This window comes from Arachidicoccus sp. BS20, assembly GCF_001659705.1.
Classification (GTDB): Bacteria; Bacteroidota; Bacteroidia; order Chitinophagales; family Chitinophagaceae; genus Arachidicoccus.
This window is the reverse complement of the sequence record NZ_CP015971.1, coordinates 1,608,718-1,628,692: the sequence shown is the minus strand read 5'-3', so window position 1 is coordinate 1,628,692 and position 19,975 is coordinate 1,608,718. Positions and strand designations below refer to the sequence as shown.

General features: G+C 39.4%; 15 protein-coding genes. 11 read left to right on the top strand and 4 right to left on the bottom strand.

What is annotated here, in order from left to right:
- Positions 1 to 125: 125 nt before the first annotated feature.
- Positions 126 to 350: a hypothetical protein gene (locus A9P82_RS07260; RefSeq protein WP_066206057.1), complete on the bottom strand. Its 225-nt coding sequence runs from the start codon at positions 348 to 350 to the stop codon at positions 126 to 128.
- A gap of 31 nt (positions 351 to 381) precedes the next feature.
- A complete protein-coding gene (locus A9P82_RS07255) occupies positions 382 to 699 on the bottom strand; it encodes a tyrosine-type recombinase/integrase (protein ID WP_066206054.1) in 318 nt (105 codons plus the stop codon).
- An 87-nt stretch (positions 700 to 786) separates the two neighbouring features.
- On the opposite strand from A9P82_RS07255, the gene A9P82_RS07250 reads away from it, so the two are divergent.
- Positions 787 to 1,992: an IS4 family transposase gene (locus A9P82_RS07250; protein WP_066205739.1), complete on the top strand. Its 1,206-nt coding sequence runs from the start codon at positions 787 to 789 to the stop codon at positions 1,990 to 1,992.
- Here the strand turns inward: A9P82_RS07250 and A9P82_RS07245 are convergent.
- The gene (locus A9P82_RS07245; RefSeq protein ID WP_066206052.1) at positions 1,982 to 3,046 is read right to left on the bottom strand and encodes a phage integrase SAM-like domain and Arm DNA-binding domain-containing protein; all 1,065 of its coding nucleotides are present in this window, start codon (positions 3,044 to 3,046) and stop codon (positions 1,982 to 1,984) included. The genes A9P82_RS07250 and A9P82_RS07245 overlap by 11 nt on opposite strands.
- Before the next feature lie 490 nt (positions 3,047 to 3,536).
- Between A9P82_RS07245 and A9P82_RS07240 the strand changes: the two genes are divergently transcribed.
- Positions 3,537 to 4,358 carry a universal stress protein gene (locus tag A9P82_RS07240; RefSeq protein ID WP_066206050.1) on the top strand — a complete coding sequence of 274 codons (822 nt, stop codon included), beginning with the start codon at positions 3,537 to 3,539 and terminating at the stop codon, positions 4,356 to 4,358.
- Between the two features lie 56 nt (positions 4,359 to 4,414).
- On the opposite strand, the gene A9P82_RS07235 is transcribed toward A9P82_RS07240, so the two are convergent.
- A complete protein-coding gene (locus tag A9P82_RS07235; RefSeq protein ID WP_066206045.1) occupies positions 4,415 to 5,344 on the bottom strand; it encodes an AraC family transcriptional regulator in 930 nt (309 codons plus the stop codon).
- Positions 5,345 to 5,706: 362 nt separating this feature from the next.
- Here A9P82_RS07235 and A9P82_RS07230 point away from each other — a divergent pair, with 362 nt between their 5' ends.
- From A9P82_RS07230 to A9P82_RS07190, 9 genes are all read left to right on the top strand, one after another.
- On the top strand, positions 5,707 to 6,606 hold the full coding sequence (locus tag A9P82_RS07230) for a dihydrodipicolinate synthase family protein (RefSeq protein ID WP_066206041.1): 900 nt from the start codon (positions 5,707 to 5,709) through the stop codon (positions 6,604 to 6,606).
- Positions 6,607 to 6,618: 12 nt separating this feature from the next.
- Positions 6,619 to 8,082, top strand: a complete 1,464-nt coding sequence (locus A9P82_RS07225; protein ID WP_066206038.1) for an aldehyde dehydrogenase (NADP(+)) — start codon at positions 6,619 to 6,621, stop codon at positions 8,080 to 8,082.
- A gap of 9 nt (positions 8,083 to 8,091) precedes the next feature.
- On the top strand, positions 8,092 to 9,093 hold the full coding sequence (locus tag A9P82_RS07220; RefSeq protein WP_066206035.1) for a 4-hydroxyproline epimerase: 1,002 nt from the start codon (positions 8,092 to 8,094) through the stop codon (positions 9,091 to 9,093).
- Between the two features lie 22 nt (positions 9,094 to 9,115).
- Entirely contained in the window at positions 9,116 to 10,540 is a 1,425-nt protein-coding gene (locus A9P82_RS07215) for an APC family permease (protein WP_066206032.1), read from the top strand.
- A 90-nt stretch (positions 10,541 to 10,630) separates the two neighbouring features.
- Complete coding sequence (locus A9P82_RS07210; RefSeq protein ID WP_066206029.1) at positions 10,631 to 12,991, top strand: glycoside hydrolase family 127 protein; 2,361 nt, start codon at positions 10,631 to 10,633, stop codon at positions 12,989 to 12,991.
- A gap of 284 nt (positions 12,992 to 13,275) precedes the next feature.
- Positions 13,276 to 14,541, top strand: a complete 1,266-nt coding sequence (locus A9P82_RS07205) for an NAD(P)/FAD-dependent oxidoreductase (protein WP_066206026.1) — start codon at positions 13,276 to 13,278, stop codon at positions 14,539 to 14,541.
- A 19-nt stretch (positions 14,542 to 14,560) separates the two neighbouring features.
- The gene (locus A9P82_RS07200; RefSeq protein ID WP_197492267.1) at positions 14,561 to 16,306 is read left to right on the top strand and encodes a M1 family metallopeptidase; all 1,746 of its coding nucleotides are present in this window, start codon (positions 14,561 to 14,563) and stop codon (positions 16,304 to 16,306) included.
- A gap of 16 nt (positions 16,307 to 16,322) precedes the next feature.
- Entirely contained in the window at positions 16,323 to 17,708 is a 1,386-nt protein-coding gene (locus A9P82_RS07195; RefSeq protein ID WP_066206023.1) for an aminopeptidase P family protein, read from the top strand.
- Between the two features lie 216 nt (positions 17,709 to 17,924).
- Positions 17,925 to 19,700 (top strand): DUF885 family protein, encoded by a 1,776-nt coding sequence (locus A9P82_RS07190; RefSeq protein WP_066206020.1) that lies wholly within the window; start codon positions 17,925 to 17,927, stop codon positions 19,698 to 19,700.
- Positions 19,701 to 19,975: the final 275 nt, after the last annotated feature.

Here is a 19,975-nt window from a genome sequence, read left to right as displayed (position 1 = left end):
ACAATTTGCCACAAAAGCAAGGTTTTTCCGTTAAAATTGCTATGTGGCTGATAATCAATGACGAAGATTCCATACAGTTGTTTACAAGCATGACTTGTAATGCGATAATTACAATAGGAGAACATTTAATTCAGCTTGGGTTTGAATTGGTCGGAAGCGTCGCCCACTCTTCTTAAATACTCTTCGTAAACACTGGTCGCAAAAGTCAATGTTTGCTGATTTTTGTTTCTGAATTTTTGAGAAGTCTGCAAGAGTGAAGCAGTTAAAAGCTCTCCCAATGCTTGATGTAAAAATTCGGCAACTAAGTAGTTATCGTCTGCCATTAGTCGTTCTTTGAGGATAATAGACATAATTAAAGTTTTTGTTGTTTATTAAAAATTATTACGAAAGAGATGAAAAATCAAGTAATGCTTTATTAAATTCTACTTGCTTCTTTTTATCGAAGCCTGAAAAATAATTTTGTGTAGTAGATATATTCGCATGACCAAAGCTTTGCCCGACAAATTCGAGAGGCGCGTTCCCTTCGGTAACTAAAATAGTTGCAAATGAATGACGAGCAACATAAGTGGTAACATTAAAGTCGATTCCTAATTCCTTTGCGATAGCGTTCATCCATTTATTGGTAACTTTAATAAATTGATTGATTTTAGAAATCTGCGTGTCCGCATCATCCTCTTTTGAAATTATATTAAAAACCACTATTGTCCGACTAAAATAGATAAAAAAGCGGTTCCGAAGAACCGCCCGATTAGTTAAGTTTGAGTTACCAAGCTTAAACAATAACTAATGAGTGAAATTATAAAATTTACCGGACAGCCGATATTATCGCAGATATTAAATTTAATAAGCAGTTCTTTGATAAACAAAGCAGTCAGAAAACACCAGTCCAACCGGTACTACAAGAAATTACCGGTACGTATACATTTGATAAGCCTGCTGTATGGTGTATTCAGCTATTGCAACGGTTTGCGGGAGCTGTGCGAGGGGATGTTAGCCTGTGAAGGCAAGTTGGTTCACCTGGGTTTTGATAAAGCGCCTGCGCGCAGCACGCTGTCGGATGCCAACAGCAAAAGAAGTTTTCTGGTGTTCGAAACGATTTATACCGAATTGTTACAGCAATACCACAGTTTTATCTCGGACAGCCGGTTAAGGGGCTTGAGCATCCGTAATCTGAAAATAATTGACAGCAGCACTATTCAGTTGTTCAGCGAATTGCTTCGTGGCGTAGGGCGCAACACTAAAGACGGGAGCCGCAAGAAAGGCGGCATCAAAGTACACACAATGATGGATGCCTTTAGCGGAGTGGCTGAGTTTGTGCGTATGACCGCCGCCCGGGAGCATGACCGTAAGTTTCTGTACGAGTTGGATTTACCTGCCAACAGTTGGCTGGTGTTCGATAAAGCCTACAATGTGTATCGTCAGTTTTTGAAATGGACGGAACAGAAAATATGGTTTGTTACCAGGATGAAGGACAATGCTGTTTTTCACGTAACCAAAGTATTGGTGGACAGAACAAAGAAAAAAAATGCAAAAGGCGTGTTGAAAGAACAATACATCACCATCGGGGTAAAAACCGGCAATGGACAGGAACAACGGCTCAAGCTAAGGCGCATCACGTTCCAGACCCAGGATGGCAAGGCATATGTGTTCATTACCAACAATTTTACTTTACCGGCTTCGCAGATAGCCACGATATACAAAAACAGGTGGATGATAGAATTGTTGTTCAAGCAAATCAAGCAGAACTTTCCGTTGCGTTACTTTTGGGGCAATAGTGTGAATGCTATTAAAATGCAGGTATATTGCGTACTAATAGCACAACTGCTGATGGTGGTCATTAGGAAGAAAGCTGCAACCAGGAAATCTTTTGCCAACATGATCACCGTTATAAGATTGCACCTGATGAGCTATGTATCGTTGTTAGAGTTTATCAAAGACACGTATAAGGCATGGAGAAAAACACACAACGCTTCTTTTGCTTTTACACCATAGAAAAAAAATCGGGGGTACTCCCCCAATTTTGAAACAATAACTTTTTATGCTGTAGTCCTTTACTATAGAGAGTTACAGCAGATTTATACCCGATTTTAGTCGGACAATAATGATTAAAAACCAATTCATCGGGATATTTTGCTTTTTCAACATTCCCCCATTTTTTTATTATTGCGTTTATATATTCATTCCTCATTACAGTAATAGGGTGTGGGTTATGTTTAGTTGTTCGCTTGGTTTTGGAACGTATAAAAACAAATGAATCATCTGAAAAATCGCCCCAAACCAAATTAGCAATGTCGGTAAAATTCATTCCGTTTGCAAGATAGCTGAATAACCAAAAATCTTTAGAACGCTCTTTAAATAAATTGTCATCTGAAATTTTGTAGTCAAATATCTGTTTAATATAAGGCAGTGGAATAGCCTTTTTTACATTTCTTCCTTGCGGTATTTGGTATTTTTTTCTTCCGAAAGGATATTCATTTTCGGAAATCAATTTTTTTTCTTTTAAGATATTCATAATGCTTCTTAAATTTCGTAAATAAATTCCGATAGTCGAATTGCTTTTCTTATTCTTGAGCATCCATTTTTCGTATTCAGATAAAAATTTTACATCTATTTCCGTAGGCTTTATATTTTTTTTAAATTTTGTCAATGAGTTAATTGCGGTTTCATAAGATATCGCTGTCTTAACTTGTTCATTTTTTCGGAGAGTCTGAATGTATTCGGAGAAGTAAAAAGAAAGATATTCTTCTTTTGTTCTTTTATTAAAGAACCTTTCTTCAAATTCTTTAAACGAAAAGGCGGGTATAGATTTTATCACATCTTTCGCCGTTTCCTCAACTTTGGCAATATCATTCCTTATTTTTCGTAACTGGCCTTTGACAGATTCGGAGTTGAGTATATTCCAATCTTCCTCTGTTAATTTAGTCGTTATGCTGTAATATTTTCTTTTTCGTTTGAAGGTCAATCTCATCCTTAAAGGATAAGTGTGATTTTTACTTTCCCTGCGTTTATCAAGGATAACCTTGCAATCAATTCTTTCGTTTTTCATAATGCAAACTTATAAAATGTGATACACATTTTAGCACACATTTTTTATCAAATCTTATTATTAATTGATAACAATTATCACTAACTAATTTTTAATTTATTGATTATCAATTATATAATTAGAAATTTATTATTTGTTGCTAATAATTGATAATTATATAAATCTTTCTGTTAATCAGAGGGTCGTTGGCTCAAGTCCAACAGGGAGAGCTGAAAACCAAGCAGTTATGAATTGACCTCATAGCTGCTTTTTGTTTTTAAAGAAATTTACCAAACAAATCTTGGGGCAACAATAAACGAAGAAAAATATTTTTATTTATCTCGAAACTTCGTTAAAGAAAGTAAAGCATCCGACAAATATTGAGCAATGTAGAAACTCGTTACTGTGGCTAATCTTTCGTATTCTTGATTTTAATCATCTTTTTTATGTTTTCTTGTCATTGATTTTTGGTGCTGTCAAAGATATTTTTGCATAAACAAATTTACCAAAAATGAAAACGATAATCGCTTCGACTGATTTTTCCAATGAGGCAAATAAAGCTGTCGAATATGCTGCAAATGTGGCATTGCAACTGAAAGCAAAGTTGATTATTTTCCATAATATTACTGTTGAGCCGGTTTGGTCGGAATATCCGCTATCGCAAGAAGTATATGATATGGAAATAGATACAAGCAAGGAATTATTGTCTGCATTAGAGCTTGAAATAACGAAAAATACGTCAGGGAAAATTCCTGTTGATACTTGCTTTAAAGTAGGTATCGTTAATTCCGAGCTTGAATTATTGTGTGAAAAAGTAAAGCCTTTTGCTGTTTTTATTGCTGCGCATATGACCGGTTCGTTGGAGCGTTTTGTTTTTGGAAGTCATGCTATTGCTATCGCAAAGTATAATCCGTTTCCTGTTGTGATTATTCCTGTGAATCCTGTAACATTCAATGGTTTCAGAAAAGTTGCCTTGGCAATTGATCTCGAAAATCCTGGCGATATTTCATGGGAACATTTAAGAAGTTGGTTGAAAAGTTTCTCCCCGAAATTGGACGTTGTTTACATAAGTAATGAGAAAAAATCGGGGGCAGACAGTCTTGCAGGCTCAGTTACTGCTGAGCAGCAGCTTGGATGTTTTCAACCCGAATTTCATTTTATCAATAACGATAAGGTTGAAAGCGGGATAGAAGAATATGTAACAAATAATCATCCCGATTTATTGATTATTCATCCCAAAAAACACGGATGGTTTCACAAGAGCGAAAGCAATTCGTTTATTCTTCATCCGCCGGTTCCGGTTATGACATTGTCTTCCGTCTATGAAGATTAATCGGGATTAATTTATCATTAACGATGATTTGCGGCAGGTTCTTTTTACACGTGTCTTTAATAAAGGGCATAATTGGTAAGTGAGCCACCGTATTCAAAGTTTTCTTGTTCAACACCATTTTTCAAAGTTTCCACATAATCGGTAGGTGCTTGTTGTGTTATCGATTTAAAAACGCGATTAAAATTGGAGATACTGTTAAATCCACAATTATATGCAACTCCCGAAATGCTTTCGTAATTTCCTGTTGACAATTGCTTGCGTGCTTCATTAATACGTATTTCGTTCAGGAAAGAGACAAAAGTATGTCTCGTGTGTTTCTTGAAATAGCGGCAAAAAGCTTGCGGTGTCATATATGCCTGCCGTGCCACTTCTTCAAGCGTAATGTCTCTTTCATAATTGCGCATAATATAATTATAGATATGACTGATGCGGATACCGTCGTTTTCATTATTAAATGAAGATGAAATATCTGCCGATAATTTTTCCGGCGAATCAACAGATGCCAGTATTTGCAGTAGTTCTATAAATTGCAGCGTGCGCACAAGACCATTGTCCAACTCCTTTATATGAAGCATCTTGGCAGACACTTTATGCGCCATCTCTTTTGGAACCCTAAAGCCGTTTTGCGCATTTTTCAAAAAAGTGCGGAGATTTCGGAGTTCCGGTATATTCAGCAACGAATCGCAAATAACATCCGGGTCGAAAAATATATCAAGAGAACGGATATGCTTATTACTCTCTTTGATAAAATAAGAAGACGTGCTTTTGAATACGTGTGGCAGGTCTGCGCCTATAACGAATACATCATTGTTTTGAAAAAGATGCATATTGTTGTTGGCGACCAACGTTCCATCGCCCTGTTGTACCCAGGTAATCTGCATTTCTTTATGCTTATGAAGGTACGGATAGAAATAAGGCAATATATCTTCTCTTGCAACAATAGTTTTATCCTGCTGAACAGGGATTGTGAATTGGAGAACTTTCATAATAAATACCGGCGCGTTTGTTCAATAAATATTATTTTCATAGCCAAATTAATTAACTTTTTCTTATTATTCATAATTTATCAGCAAAATGCTAATTTCCGAACAAACTTGGTTAAAATACTGGAAGTGTCCGATGTTTAATATGTGAAATTTAAAAATATGCGCCGTAATGAGGTGGATAAATTTAAAATTGAGATAAAAAATATATTTTATTCATATTTTAATTTATCGTCAATTGAGTAGTTTTTTATAAAAAAACTACTTGGTTAATTTATGGGCATCAACAGATAAAAAACGCAAATATCCGGGAAGATTCCCTTGCTACTTTTACGAAAATTTGTTTACAATAAATAAAAAAGTATATGTCATTAAATTGGAACGGGGTTATTCCCGCCCTTACTACTAAGTTTACCAAGGATGATGAACTCGATTTAAAATTATTTGAAAAAAATCTGAATGCCCAAACAGATGCAGGCGTGAGCGGCATTATCATTGGTGGTTCGCTTGGCGAAGCCAGTACGCTTTCGATTGCGGAAAAAGAAACGTTGGTAAAATTTGCAGTGTCGTACATGAACGACAAATTACCTGTAATCGTTAATATTGCCGAAGGCGCTACAAAGGAAGCCATTGCTTTGGCACAATCGGCAGAAAAATGGGGTGCAGACGGATTGATGCTATTGCCGCCCATGCGCTACAAAAGTACTGATGAAGAAACCGTAAAATATTTTAAAGATGTAGCATCTGCTACTTCTCTGCCGATAATTCTGTATAATAATCCGGTTGATTATAAAACCGAAATTACATTGGAAATGTTTGAGCAGCTTGCCGATGTTCCCAATATTCAGGCAGTAAAAGAATCTACCAGAGACGTAACCAATGTTACGCGCATGAAAAATAAATTCGGAGACCGTTTTAAAATATTATGCGGTGTGGATACGCTTACATTTGAAGAGCTTGCTGCCGGTGCGGACGGCTTGGTTGCAGGCTTGGTTTGCGCGTTTCCGAAAGAAACTGTTGCCATCTATAAATTTATCAAAGAAGAAAAATACAAAGAAGCCCTGGAAGTGTATCGTTGGTTTATGCCGTTGCTGGAGTTTGATATTAATCCGCAGTTGGTTCAGTATATTAAATTGACGGAAGTTTACACAGGAATTGGCAGCGAATATGTGCGTTTGCCGCGGCTTCCGCTTTCGGGAAAGAAGCGTGAAGATGCCGTAAAAGTTATTGAAGATGCGTTGAAAAACCGTCCCTTCTTTGATTAAAATTTATTAATTATGGATGAAGAAAAGGAAATATTATCGGCAGATGAAATAATGAAAAAAGCATTATCCGCATTTGAAATATACAGTCAAACAGACAAAAGAAAAAGAGCCGGTTTTTTAAAAGAAATAGGTGCACAGATAGAACAGCGCAGAGCAGAACTTGTTCCACTTGCAATGCAGGAAAGTCATCTGCCCGAAGCAAGATTGCAAGGCGAATTAACAAGAACTATAAATCAGTTAAATATGTTCGCTCAGCTGTTGGAAGAAGGCAGTTGGGTAGAAGCATCTATCGATACAGGCAATGCGGAACGCAAGCCTTTGCCAAAGCCCGATATTCGCAAAATGTTGCAATCTGTCGGACCTGTAATTGTGTTCGGCGCAAGCAATTTTCCATTTGCATTTTCAACTGCAGGCGGCGATACGGCAAGCGCTTTGGCTGCGGGTGCTACAGTTGTGATTAAAGCGCATCCCGCGCATATCAAAACCTCTGAGGCAATTTTTGAAGCGATAAAAAAAGCAGTTGAAATTTCGCAAATGCCCGAATTTACTGTACAGCACGTGGAAGGTTCTTTTGCGTTGGCAAAAGCGTTGGTGCAGCATCCAATTACAACCGGCATAGGATTTACGGGTTCTTTTTCGGGCGGAAATGCGTTAATTAATTATGCCAAAGAAAGACCAAAGCCTATTCCTGTTTTTGCGGAAATGAGCAGCGTTAATCCTGTTGTTTTATATCCCGAATATCTGGAAAAATTTCCGCAGGAAACTGCGAAGAAATTGGCGACTTCTGTTACGCTCGGCGCCGGACAGTTTTGTACCAATCCGGGTTTGTTGATTGCGATTGAAGGAAACGGTTTGAATGAATTTATTGAGGAACTAAAAAATATTATTCCAACTTCAATTCCTCAGGCGATGCTGCATCACGGTATTTATGAAAATTATATCAATGCTATTCAAAAAATTCAACCTGTTGTTGAAGTAATTGCCCAAGCAAATGACGGCAAAGAAGATGCTGCAACGCCTTTAATTGCAAAGGTTGGAGCAACTATTTTTCTTGAAAATGAAATATTGAAAGAAGAAATTTTCGGGCCTTATTCTTTGTTGGTTATTTGTCAGAATAAAGATGAATTGAAAGCCGTTTTAAAATCTGTCGAAGGACAATTGACAACCACTTTAATGGCAACGGAAAATGATATGGCGCAGCATAAAGATATTTTGCAATTGCAGCAATCCGTTGCGGGCAGAATTATCGTAAACGAAGTGCCGACAGGCGTAGAAGTTTGCAGCAGCATGGTTCACGGCGGCGGCTTTCCTTCAACGTCGGATGCGCGTTATACTTCCGTAGGAACAACTGCCATTAAGCGTTGGGTGCGGCCTGTTGCTTATCAAAATTTTCCGCAACAGTTTTTGCCCGACGAACTGAAAGATGAAAATCCTTTAAACATTTGGCGTTTGGTGGATAATGAATGGAAAAAATAAGAGCTAAGAATGAAGAAAACTTTTTTTTGTATAGATGCGCATACCTGCGGAAATCCTGTAAGGCTTGTTGCAGGCGGCGGACCTGTGTTGGAAGGAAAAGATATGAGCGAAAAACGCCAGCATTTTTTGCAACATTACGATTGGATTCGTCAGGGTTTGATGTTTGAACCACGCGGACACGATATGATGAGCGGGAGCATTTTGTATCCACCCGCCGATAAAGCAAATGACGTAGGCGTTTTGTTCATTGAAACGAGTGGTTGTCTTCCCATGTGCGGGCATGGAACTATCGGTACAATTACAATTGGTATTGAAGAAGGATTGATTGTGCCAAAGCAAAAAGGCATTGTAAAAATGGAAGCCCCTGCAGGTTTGGTTGAGATAACTTATAAAGAAGAAAACGGAAAAGTAAAAAGCGTAAAGCTGGTAAACGTTCCCGCTTATTTGGACAAAACGGAATTGACGGTTAATTGTCCTGAACTCGGCGAATTAGTGTTTGATGTTTCTTACGGCGGAAATTTTTATGCCATCATTGATGTACAAAAAAACTTCAAAGGATTGGAATATTATCCTGTAGAGAAATTAATTTCCTGGGCAAGAGAATTGCGTAAATTAATTAACGAAAAATACGAGTTTGCTCATCCAGAAGATAGTACGATTAACGGCGTGCATCACATTATGTGGACGGGCGCCGTTTTGGACAAAACTTCTACTGCGCGAAATGCAGTTTTCTATGGCGAAAAAGCAATTGACCGCAGCCCTTGCGGCACGGGAACTTCGGCGAGAATTGCACAATGGTATGCAAAAGGTTTATTGAAAAAAGGCGAACAATTTATTCACGAAAGCATTATCGGTTCAAAGTTTATCGGTACAATCGAAGAAGAAACAACGGTTGGCGGCAAGCCTGCCGTGCGTCCCGGCGTTGAAGGCTGGGCGCGCATTTACGGTTACAATACGATAACGATTGATACGGAAGACGACCCGTTTGCTTTGGGATTTTCGGTGCTGTAATTTTTCAAATTCAATATATAAAATGTCTGCATCTTTTAAACGTTCCGTGTCTTTATTAGACGCTGTTATGGTCGTTGCCGGAGCCATGATTGGTTCAGGTATTTTTATCGTGAGCGCCGATATGATTCGGAATGTCGGTTCGTCGGGCTGGCTCATTTTGTTGTGGATTGTTACGGGCATTATTACCATTATCGGTGCTTTGAGTTACGGCGAATTGAGCGGCATGTTTCCAACCGCAGGCGGACAATATATGTACTTGCGCGAAGCGTACAACAGGCGCATCGGTTTCTTATACGGCTGGAGTTTTTTTATGGTTATTCAAACAGGAACGATTGCTGCTGTGGCTGTGGCATTTTCCAAGTTTACGGCGTATTTGCTTCCTGTTTTTAAAGAGGAAAATATGGTGCTGCATTTCGGCAATTTCAATGTTTCCGCAGGACAATTATTAGCAATAGTCATAGTTATTCTATTGACTGCAATCAACAGTTTGGGTATTAAATACGGAAAAACAATACAGACGATATTTACTTTGGCAAAGTTGCTTTCTTTGATAGGATTGATTGTCTTAGGAATATGGCTGGGCGCAAATAAAACTGTCTGGATAAGCAATTGGCACGATGCTTTTAATTTTCAAAAGTTAAGCAGTAACGGCTTTTCAAGTTATACAAGCATGGCATTTATTGGCGCGTTTGCTGCGGCAATGGTCGGCAGTCTTTTCAGTTCCGATGCGTGGCATAGTATTGCTTTTATTGCAGGCGAAGTAAAAAAGCCGGAACGCAATATCGGCTTGAGTTTGCTGTTAGGAACTTTGATTGTAACGGTTTTGTATGTTGCTGTCAACCTTGTTTATCTCGCTGTGTTGCCTTTGCATGATATTGCTTTTGCACCGAACGATAGAATAGCTGTTGCTGCGATGGATAAAATTTGGGGAAACAGCGGCACAATCATCATGGCTGCGCTAATCATGATTTCGACTTTCGGTTGTGTGAACGGATTGGTTTTGACGGGTGCACGAGTATATTATTCTATGGCAAAAGACGGCTTGTTTTTTCAACGGGCAGGTCATTTGAATCGTGCGGGTGTTCCGTCTTTCGGCTTGTGGATTCAATGTATTTGGGCTTGTGTTTTATGCCTGAGCGGGCACTATGGCGATTTGCTGGATTATGTAATTTTTGTAGTGCTTATTTTTTATGTCTTAACCATTATTGGTGTTTTTCGTTTAAGAAAAAATAAACCGGATTTGCCAAGACCATACAAAGCATTTGGTTATCCTGTATTGCCTGCAATTTATATTGTAGTTGCATCGGTTATTTGTATTGCATTGTTGTTTACAAAACCGAGATATACATGGTTTGGATTGATTATCGTGTTGCTCGGTTTGCCTGTGTATTACCTCGCAGAGAAAAAAGGAAAACGGTCTTTAGCGAATGCAGAAAATTCAAATTAATTATGAAATGAGCCATAAGACATATGCCTGAGAGCAAAGATTATCTTGGCTCATTCCATCTGGCAATTAAAAAATAATAAAGGTAAACAGATGAAAAAAAATCTTTCAATAATATTTCTATTTGCGGCGTTTTGTTCTTTACAAGTATGTGCGCAATCGTACATTCCTGTAAAAAATGAAAACAGATTCAAAGTAAAGCCTGTTGTTCCGATTGATGTGTACGGCTTTAATTTATCGGACGTCCGTCTTTTGCCGGGAACACCGTTCTTTAACGCGCAGGAAAAAGATTCGGCGTATTTGTTGGAGTTAGACCCAAACCGTTTATTAAGCAGATTTTATAAAAATGCGCATTTGCCAACCAAAGGAAAAGAATACGGCGGCTGGGAAAGCGAAGGCCTTTCGGGACATACGCTTGGGCATTATCTTTCCGCAACAAGCATGATGTATGCTTCAACAGGCGATACAGTTTTTAAGAATCGCGTTGAATATATTGTCGGAGAATTAGCAAAGTGTCAGGCTGCAAGAAAAACCGGTTATGTGGGCGCAATTCCAAATGAAGACAGCATTTTCTATAAAGTTTCCATTGGCGATATTCACACGGGCGGTTTTGATTTGAACGGCGGTTGGTCGCCCTGGTACACGGTGCATAAAGTAATGGCAGGATTGGTGGATGCTTACTTGTATTGCGGCAATCGGCAAGCGTTGAAAGTTGTAACAGGCATGGCAGACTGGACAGGAAATATTTTGAAAAATCTCAATGAAGAACAATTACAAAAAATGCTGCGTTGCGAATACGGCGGCATGAACGATGTATTGGCTTATGTTTATGCCATCACAGGCAACAAAAAATATTTAGACATTTCCAATAAGTTTTACGATGATTTTGTAATGCAGCCATTATCAAATCATATCGATGCTTTGCAAAACAAACACGCAAATACCAATATCCCAAAAGGTATCGGCGCTGCAACACAATACATTTGGAGCGGCACCCCAAAAGACAGCGCTATTGCGGGTTTCATGTGGCGAACGATTGTAGAGCATCATATTTATGCCAACGGCGGCGAAGGCAATTACGAATATTTCGGCGATGAAGATAAATTGTCCGACCGTCTTAGCGACGACAACACAGAAACTTGTCCGTCTTACAATATGCTGAAACTCACGAGGCAATTATTTGCTTTGCATCCAACTTCAGAATTGGGCGATTTTTACGAAAGAACTTTAATCAACCACATTCTTGCTACGGAAAATCCAGAAACGGGAATGTTCTGTTATTTCGTTCCGTTAAGGTCGGGCGGAGAAAAGCAATTCAGCGATGAGTTTAATACATTTACCTGCTGCGTAGGCACAGGCATGGAAAATCACAGCAAGTACGGTGAAAGCATTTTTTATGAGGGAAGCGACGGCAATAGTTTGTATGTAAATATGTTTATTCCTGCAACGCTCACTTGGCGCGAGCGGCAAACACAGGTTACAGTTGCTTCGTCCATTCTTTCAGGAAATGATATTTCAATTTCCATCAATGCCAAAAAGAAACAACATTTTATACTCAAACTGCGCAAGCCGAAATGGTCAAACGATTACGCCATTGATATAAACGGAAAATCAGTTCCAACGGTTTTGGATAAAGACGGTTTTGTGGAAATTGACAGAACCTGGAAGCCGGGCGATAAAATCACGTACCATTTGCAAAGAACATTATATACCGAAGCAATGCCCGATAATCCGAACCGCATTGCCATATTTTACGGACCTGTTTTATTGTCGGGAAACCTCGGCGATACAATGCCTGACCCTGTCATGGGAATTCCTGTTTTGCTGACGGATGATAAACAGCCTGCAGACTGGATTAAGCCTGTTGATACAAAAAATTTACTCTTTAAAACTGCCGGTGCAAGCAAGCCTTTCGATGTGAATCTGCAACCTTTTTATGCTTCCTATAAAAATTATTACAATGTTTATTGGGATTATTTTACAAATAAAGATTGGACAAATAAACAAGCTGCTTATAAAGCGCAACTCGAAAAAGAAAAGTATCTGGAAGCGCATTCTGTCGATGTTTTTCGCATCGGGGAAATGCAGCCCGAACGCGACCATCATTTAACCGTTTCTGGAAACAGTTATGTGAGCGAAGCATTCGGCAAACATGGAAGAGAAGTGCGTGCCGGCGGGAAATTTTCTTTTGATATGAAAGTGGATGGAAATGCTGCCGACAGTTTGGTAATTACTTATATCGGTGCAGATAAAAATCATCATTTCGACATATTGGTCAATGGCGTTTTGCTCGCAACAGAAAATTTAAAGGATGAGAAAGCGGATGCGTTTTACGATAAAACTTATTCAATTCCACAAAATCTTATAACAGGAAAAACAAGCATCAGCATTACGATTGATGCAAAATATAATTCAACGGCAGGAAGGGTTTTCGGTGCAAGAATCATTCATTAAATTACTCAAAAAAAATAATAATAACGAACCATATAGTAACATAGTTTTTATATAGATGAGCAGAACGAAGACATTAGCAAAACATAGATTTTCATCGAAGATGAAACGCAGTTCTATTCGACAAAAAGAATCGCAGCGAAGCTGCAAATACAAAATATACGAATAAAAATACTATGATACACTTATTAAGGTTGAATACTGAATATTCAAATTCTTATTTCTATAATCAATTTTCTATGTTTCTATGTGGTTGAAACGGGTTACAAATTTTTATTGATTTCAAAATGTCTAAAGTAGTTATCATAGGCGGCGGTATATCCGGATTATCTTCTGCGCGTTATCTGGCAAAAGCAGGTTGGGATGTAACTGTGTTGGATAAGAATGACTTTACCGATAATTGTTCTTACGGAAATGCGGGCTTTGTTTGTCCAAGTCATTACATACAATTAGCAACGCCGGGTATTGTAAAGCAAGGTGTCAAATGGATGTTCAATTCCACAAGCCCGTTTTATATTCAACCGAGATTAAATAAATCTCTGATGAACTGGGGCTTGTCATTTATCAAAAGCGCTAAGGAAAAAAATGTAGAAAAGCATGGCGTTCCGTTGCGCGATATTGGCTTGCTGAGTTTGCATGAATATGAAAACATTTGGCAAAAAGAATTTGATTTTGCTTATGAACACAAAGGAATGCTCGAAATTTTTCAGACTGAAAAAAGCAAGGAAGAATGCGCGCACGTGGTGGCTTTCGGGCAAAAACTTGGTCTTGATGTGGAGTTGATTGATGCGGAGGAATTGAAACAATTAGAACCGAATACGCCCATCAATGCAATCGGCGCCATTAATTATAAATGCGACAGTCATCTAAGTCCGGGCAAGCTGATGAACAATTTGATTGCATCGCTGCGACAAATGAGCAATGTTCAATTAATATCCAATGCAGAAGTAACGGATATAGTTACAGATAAAAAGCGAATACGCGCGGTATTAACCGATAATGATGCTTATGCAGCGGATGCTTTTGTATTGGCGGCAGGCGCGTGGAGCGGCAATATTTCATCAAAGCTCGGATTAACGATTCCTTTAGTCGGCGGACGAGGTTATTCGTTTACGTTGCCAATTGATAAACAAGAATTAAAAATACTGCATCCCGGAATTTTGGTGGAAGGGCGCTGTGCATTTACGCCGTTGGAAAGCGATAAAATCCGTTTTGGCGGAACAATGGAAATCACTTCAACAGACACGCCGCCGAGATATAACCGCGTAACAGGAATCATCAAAGCCGTGCATGATTTCTTCCCTCAAATTAATTTGTCATTCGATGAAGTAAAAGAAAAAATATGGTTTGGTTTTCGTCCCGTTTCCGGCGACGGAATGCCGTATATCGGTAAAACTTCTTCTTACGAAAATTTAGTAGTTGCAACAGGTCATGCGCAATTGGGCATCAGTCTTGGCGCGGCTACTGGCTTATTGGTTTGGGAGTTATTGGAAGGGAAAAAGACGAGTGTTGATATTGCAGCGTTTGATGTGGAACGCTTTGCGAAAAGATAAATCTGAAAATAAAATTGATATGAAATTATTACATTTTTTCATCGGAGCAGTTGTAACAGCAAGTTTGCCAATGATTGTATTTGCTCAGGCAACTCAACCGAATGCCGACAGCGTCCGTGCAAGAAGAGCGCGTATGTTACAAGAGCAACGCGAAGCGTATGAGCATCGTGTTTTTACGCACGCCGATACTTTGCGCGGCAGCATTACGCCTGAGCGTGCATGGTGGGACGTGCAGCGATACGATATTACCATAAAGCCCGACTTTGATAAAAAATATACGGCAGGAGATAACCTTATTACGTATAAAGTTATGAGTGAAAAGCAACCTGCCATGCAGATAGATTTGCAAGAACCGTTGCTTATCGACAGCATCGTTTATAATGAAAAAGAAAAATTGTCTTTTACAAAAGAAGGCAATGCGTGGCATGTAAAAACGCCGCATCAAAAAGCCGGAAGCATCAACAAGGTTGATGTGTTTTTTCATGGTTATCCTCAAACAGCAAAGTTGCCGCCTTGGGACGGCGGTTGGACATTTACCAGAGATTCTCTCGGTCGCCCTTGGATGACAGTTTGCTGCCAGGGTTTGGGTGCATCTGTTTGGTATCCTTGCAAAGACCATCAAAGCGATGAGCCGGACAAAGGTGCTTCCTTAACGATGATTGCGCCCGATACTTTGGTCGCAGTTGCCAATGGAAGATTGCAGTTCCGTAAAGAAAACAGCGATGGGACAGCCACCACAAAATGGGCGGTGGTAAATCCAATCAGCAATTATTGCATTATTCCGTACATAGGAAAGTATGTCAATTTTCACGAAGATTTCAATGGGTTGAAAGGTCATCTTGATTTGGATTACTGGGTGCTGGATTATAATCTGCAAAAAGCAAAAAATTATTTGCCCGAACAAGTGCATAATATGTTGCACAGCATGGAATATTGGTATGGACCTTATCCTTTTTATGAAGACAGTTATAAGCTGGTAGATGTTCAGCATACAGGCATGGAACATCAAAGTGCGGTGGCTTACGGCAATCATTATGCCTTTGGTTACAGAGGTCGTGATTTGTCGGGAACGGGTTGGGGTTCGAAATGGGATTTTATTGTTGTGCATGAAAGCGGGCATGAATGGTTCGGCAACAGCATTACCACAAAAGATTTGGCGGATATGTGGGTGCATGAAGGTTTTACCAATTATTCCGAAACCTTATTCGTAGAATATATGTGGGGAAAAGATGCAGGCAATGCCTACAATTTCGGCATCAGAAAAAATATTGTCAATGACCGACCGATTATTGCACGCTACGGCGTGAATGAAGAAGGCAGCGGCGATATGTATTACAAAGGCAGCAATATGTTGCATGCTATTCGTCATAGCATTAATGATGATTCTTTGTTCAGAAAAATATGGCATGGTTTAGCATCAACATTTTATCATCAAACGGTAACTTCTGCGCAAATAGAACATTACATTTCAAAACACGCAGGATTTGATTACAGTAAAGTGTTTGACCAATATCTTCGAACCACGCAGATTCCCGAATTGGAATATTATTTCAGCACAGATAAAAAAGAAGTGTATTACAGATGGACGAATTGTGTTACAGGCTTTAATCTTCCGTTGGCATTGAACAGCAAAGATACAGGCATTAAAATTTATCCTGCAACGACATGGAAACACACTACGTTAAATGAAAAACAAACAGCATTGTTTAATCCGAAAGATATTGAATATATGTATTATATTTCGGTTAAGGAAAGCAAGGAATAATTTAAAATAAATTCAGATGTTCAATACAGAAATATACAGGCAAAGACGTTCCACATTAAAGTCGAAAGTTGAAAAAGGCATCATTCTTTTACTGGGTAATGATGAAGTAGGAATGAGTTACGAAGCCAATGTTTACCGCTTTCGACAGGATAGTTCTTTTTTGTATTATACGGGAATTGATGCACCGTCGCTTGCGTTTGTTATAGACATTGATGAAGACAAAGAAATACTTTTCGGCAACGAAGCAACTATTGATGATATTGTTTGGACAGGACCAACGGAAGCTTTGCACGTTAAAGCTGCTAAAGCGGGCATCACAGAAGTAAAGCCATACAAAGAAATTGAATCTTTGTTAAAAGATGCAGTTGCAAAAAACAGAACAGTTCATTTTCTTCCGCCGTATCGAGGAGAACATATTTTAAAGCTGCACACCTGGCTCGGCATTACGCCTGCCGAAGTTGCAAAGAATGTTTCTGAAAAGCTGATAAAATCAATCGTTTCCATGCGCTCTTACAAACAGCCGGACGAGATAATGGAAATGGAAAAAGCAGTAGATATTTCTACCAAAATGCATCAATTGTTTCTTTCATCGATAAGGCAGGAAATCAGTGAATTAGAAATAGCGGGGCAAATTGAAGGACTTGCAATAAGCCTTGGTGGAAGTATTGCTTATCCTGTAATTCTTACTACGAATGGAGAAACGTTGCACATAAACCCACGCAATGTGTTGATGAAAGACGGGCAATTGGTTCTTTGCGATGCAGGTGCAGAAACGGCGATGCACTATGCCGGAGACATTACGCGCACAAGACCTGTAAGCTCCATGTTTTCTTCTGTACAAAAAGATATGTACAATTTGATTTTGAAAATACAGCTCGCAACAATTGCTGCTTGTAAACCGAATGTTCCGTTCAGAGATGTTCACGCTTTGGCGGGCGAAATGCTGTTGGAAGGCTTGAAAGGTTTCGGCATTGTCAAAGGCGATGTGCAGGAAGCATTGGTGCATAACGCGCATACCTTATTTTTTCAATGCGGGCTTGGGCACATGATTGGTTTGGATGTGCATGATATGGAAAATCTTGGCGAAGAATACGTTGGTTATTCCGATGATATAAAAAGGAATATGGCGTTCGGCTGGAAGTCTTTGCGCCTTGCAAAGCCTTTAGAACGGGGCTTTACGCTTACCGTAGAACCGGGAATATATTTTATTCCCACTCTAATTGACTTGTGGAAATCTCAAAATAAATTATCTGATTTTATCAATTATACCGAGCTGGAAAAATTCCGAAACTTCGGCGGCATACGGATAGAAGATAATATATTGATTACAGAAGACGCGCCGTATATTTTGGGACATACCATTGCGCAGAAGACAGTGGATGAAATTGAGGCATTGGCGTAGCAGTTAAGCTGTGTGAAGCGTCCTCGCTTCGCACGATTATTCTGTTGCTTCATGGCAACCGTGTCGGCAAGAGCCGACAGAATAAAAATGTGCGGCTAAGACACCGCACACATAGCGCGCTTAGGGTTTTCCCTGACTTAATGACATTGTCAGTCGGGGTTACAGGTAAGCATAAAATTACTGCATTATTTTTTCACAACATAAAAACTACAAATTATGAAAAGGATGTTTTTATATGCTTTGCATATATGTCTTGCTATGCTTGCATTTAATGCGGCAAATGCCCAGGTAAGCGATGATTATGTTCCTTGTCAGGTAATGCCGCAAATAATGACGGAATACAAAGCCGATTTTCAGGCGCTCAACAGTTATTATACGCCAACTGTGGGCGATTACTTTTTTAAATACGGAAGTGAAAACGACCCCGGCGCTTCGCCGGAGAAAAGGGAAAGATTAAAACAGTTATACAATGAATATCTTCAAAAGCTGGCAGCAGTAGATTTTGGCGGTCTTACACAAGAATGTAAAGTCGATTATATTCTTTTTAAAAGAAACATGAACGAAAATCTTCGTCAGCTTAAAATACAAGACAGCACATATCAAAAAATTAAAAGCTGGATGCCATTTGCCGATTCGGTTTATGCGCTTGAAAAGCAGCGCAGGCGTGGTATTCAGCCCGATGCGCAGAAGGTAGCAAAAGATTGGTACGACATTCAACAGAATATCATCAAACTTGAAGCGCAGGCAAAATCCACCGGTAAATTTACGCCGAACGATATTTATGCCATACAAAGTAATCTGAATAATATTAAGCGTGCGGTGCGTAGCGTTTATGAATTCTACAACGGTTACGACCCAATGTTTACCTGGTGGGTTCCTATAACGTACAAAGCCTTGGATAGTACGCTTACGGCATATTCAAATGTGTTCGGGAAGAAATTGCAAACCATGACACCGCCTGATAAAAGCGGCATCATAGGACAGCCGGTTGGTCGCGATGAGTTGATAAAAGAGCTGCATTACGAAATGATTCCTTACACGCCGGAAGAACTGATTGATATTGCCAACAAAGAATACGGCTGGTGCGAAAGAGAAATGAAAAAAGCATCCAGGGAAATGGGTTTCGGCGACGATTGGAAAGCGGCACTTGAGAAAGTAAAAAACACATATGTGCCGCCGGGAGAACAACCTGCACTAATTTTAAAATTATACAACGAATCTATTAATTTCATAGAGGGGCATAATTTAGTAACCATCCCGCCACTTGCCAAAGAAACCTGGGGAATGATTATGATGTCGCCGCAACGACAGCTTGTTAATCCATTCTTTACCGGTGGCAGGGAAATTTCTGTTTCTTATCCCACCAACACCATGAGCGAAGAAGATAAGCTGATGAGTATGCGCGGCAATAATCCGCATTTTTCAAGAGCGACTGTGCATCACGAATTACTTGCCGGGCATACGCTGGAGTTTTTTATGAACAGCCGTTATAGAACGTATAGGGATTTTGATACGCCTTTCTGGATAGAAGGCTGGTCTTTGTATTGGGAGCTTTTGTTGTACGATATGAATTTTCCGCAAAGCCCGGAAGACCGTGTCGGTATGTTGTTCTGGCACATGCACCGTTGCGCGCGCATTATTTTCTCGCTGAATTATCACATGGGAAAATGGACGCCGGAGCAATGTATCGATTTTCTGGTGGATAAAGTAGGACATGAAAGAGCGAATGCAGATGGCGAAGTGCGTCGTTCTTTTGAAGGACATTATTCGCCTTTGTATCAGGTGGCGTATTTGACAGGCGGAAGACAATTTTATGCATTGAAAAAAGAATTGGTCGATACTAAAAAGATGACGTATAAACAATTTCACGATGCCATTATGCATCTCAACGAAATGCCGATTGAAATGATTCGGGCAATTCTTACAAAGCAACCGCTTAGCAAAGACTACCAGGCGCATTGGCGGTTTTATGATGAAAGCGGAGTAGAGTAAGATTGATATAAAAAGGCTTCTGTCGGGAAGCCTTTTTAATTATCGGTTAGTATTCACACATGCCGACAGGGAAACTAATTATTTAACCAAAGTTCGACATAAGCCCGAAGGGCTTAAATATGAGTAGCCGCAGATGAAACAGGCGATTGTATGAAATGATTTTGTAGAACCCCGTCGGGGTTCAATGTGCATTTATTCTCGTTGTACCCCCGATTTTATCGGGCGTTATTCAAATTGAATCCCTTTGGGATTTTTGATGCAGATTGTTTGCGTTC

Excerpts from the sequence above, each read along its gene's own strand:
- A9P82_RS07260 (WP_066206057.1), bottom strand. The coding sequence starts at position 350 with ATGTCTATTATCCTCAAAGAACGACTAATGGCAGACGATAACTACTTA.
- A9P82_RS07250 (WP_066205739.1), top strand. The coding sequence starts at position 787 with ATGAGTGAAATTATAAAATTTACCGGACAGCCGATATTATCGCAGATA.
- A9P82_RS07245 (WP_066206052.1), bottom strand. The coding sequence starts at position 3,046 with ATGAAAAACGAAAGAATTGATTGCAAGGTTATCCTTGATAAACGCAGG.
- A9P82_RS07240 (WP_066206050.1), top strand. The coding sequence starts at position 3,537 with ATGAAAACGATAATCGCTTCGACTGATTTTTCCAATGAGGCAAATAAA.
- A9P82_RS07235 (WP_066206045.1), bottom strand. The coding sequence starts at position 5,344 with ATGAAAGTTCTCCAATTCACAATCCCTGTTCAGCAGGATAAAACTATT.
- A9P82_RS07230 (WP_066206041.1), top strand. The coding sequence starts at position 5,707 with ATGTCATTAAATTGGAACGGGGTTATTCCCGCCCTTACTACTAAGTTT.
- A9P82_RS07225 (WP_066206038.1), top strand. The coding sequence starts at position 6,619 with ATGGATGAAGAAAAGGAAATATTATCGGCAGATGAAATAATGAAAAAA.
- A9P82_RS07220 (WP_066206035.1), top strand. The coding sequence starts at position 8,092 with ATGAAGAAAACTTTTTTTTGTATAGATGCGCATACCTGCGGAAATCCT.
- A9P82_RS07215 (WP_066206032.1), top strand. The coding sequence starts at position 9,116 with ATGTCTGCATCTTTTAAACGTTCCGTGTCTTTATTAGACGCTGTTATG.
- A9P82_RS07210 (WP_066206029.1), top strand. The coding sequence starts at position 10,631 with ATGAAAAAAAATCTTTCAATAATATTTCTATTTGCGGCGTTTTGTTCT.
- A9P82_RS07205 (WP_066206026.1), top strand. The coding sequence starts at position 13,276 with ATGTCTAAAGTAGTTATCATAGGCGGCGGTATATCCGGATTATCTTCT.
- A9P82_RS07200 (WP_197492267.1), top strand. The coding sequence starts at position 14,561 with ATGAAATTATTACATTTTTTCATCGGAGCAGTTGTAACAGCAAGTTTG.
- A9P82_RS07195 (WP_066206023.1), top strand. The coding sequence starts at position 16,323 with ATGTTCAATACAGAAATATACAGGCAAAGACGTTCCACATTAAAGTCG.
- A9P82_RS07190 (WP_066206020.1), top strand. The coding sequence starts at position 17,925 with ATGAAAAGGATGTTTTTATATGCTTTGCATATATGTCTTGCTATGCTT.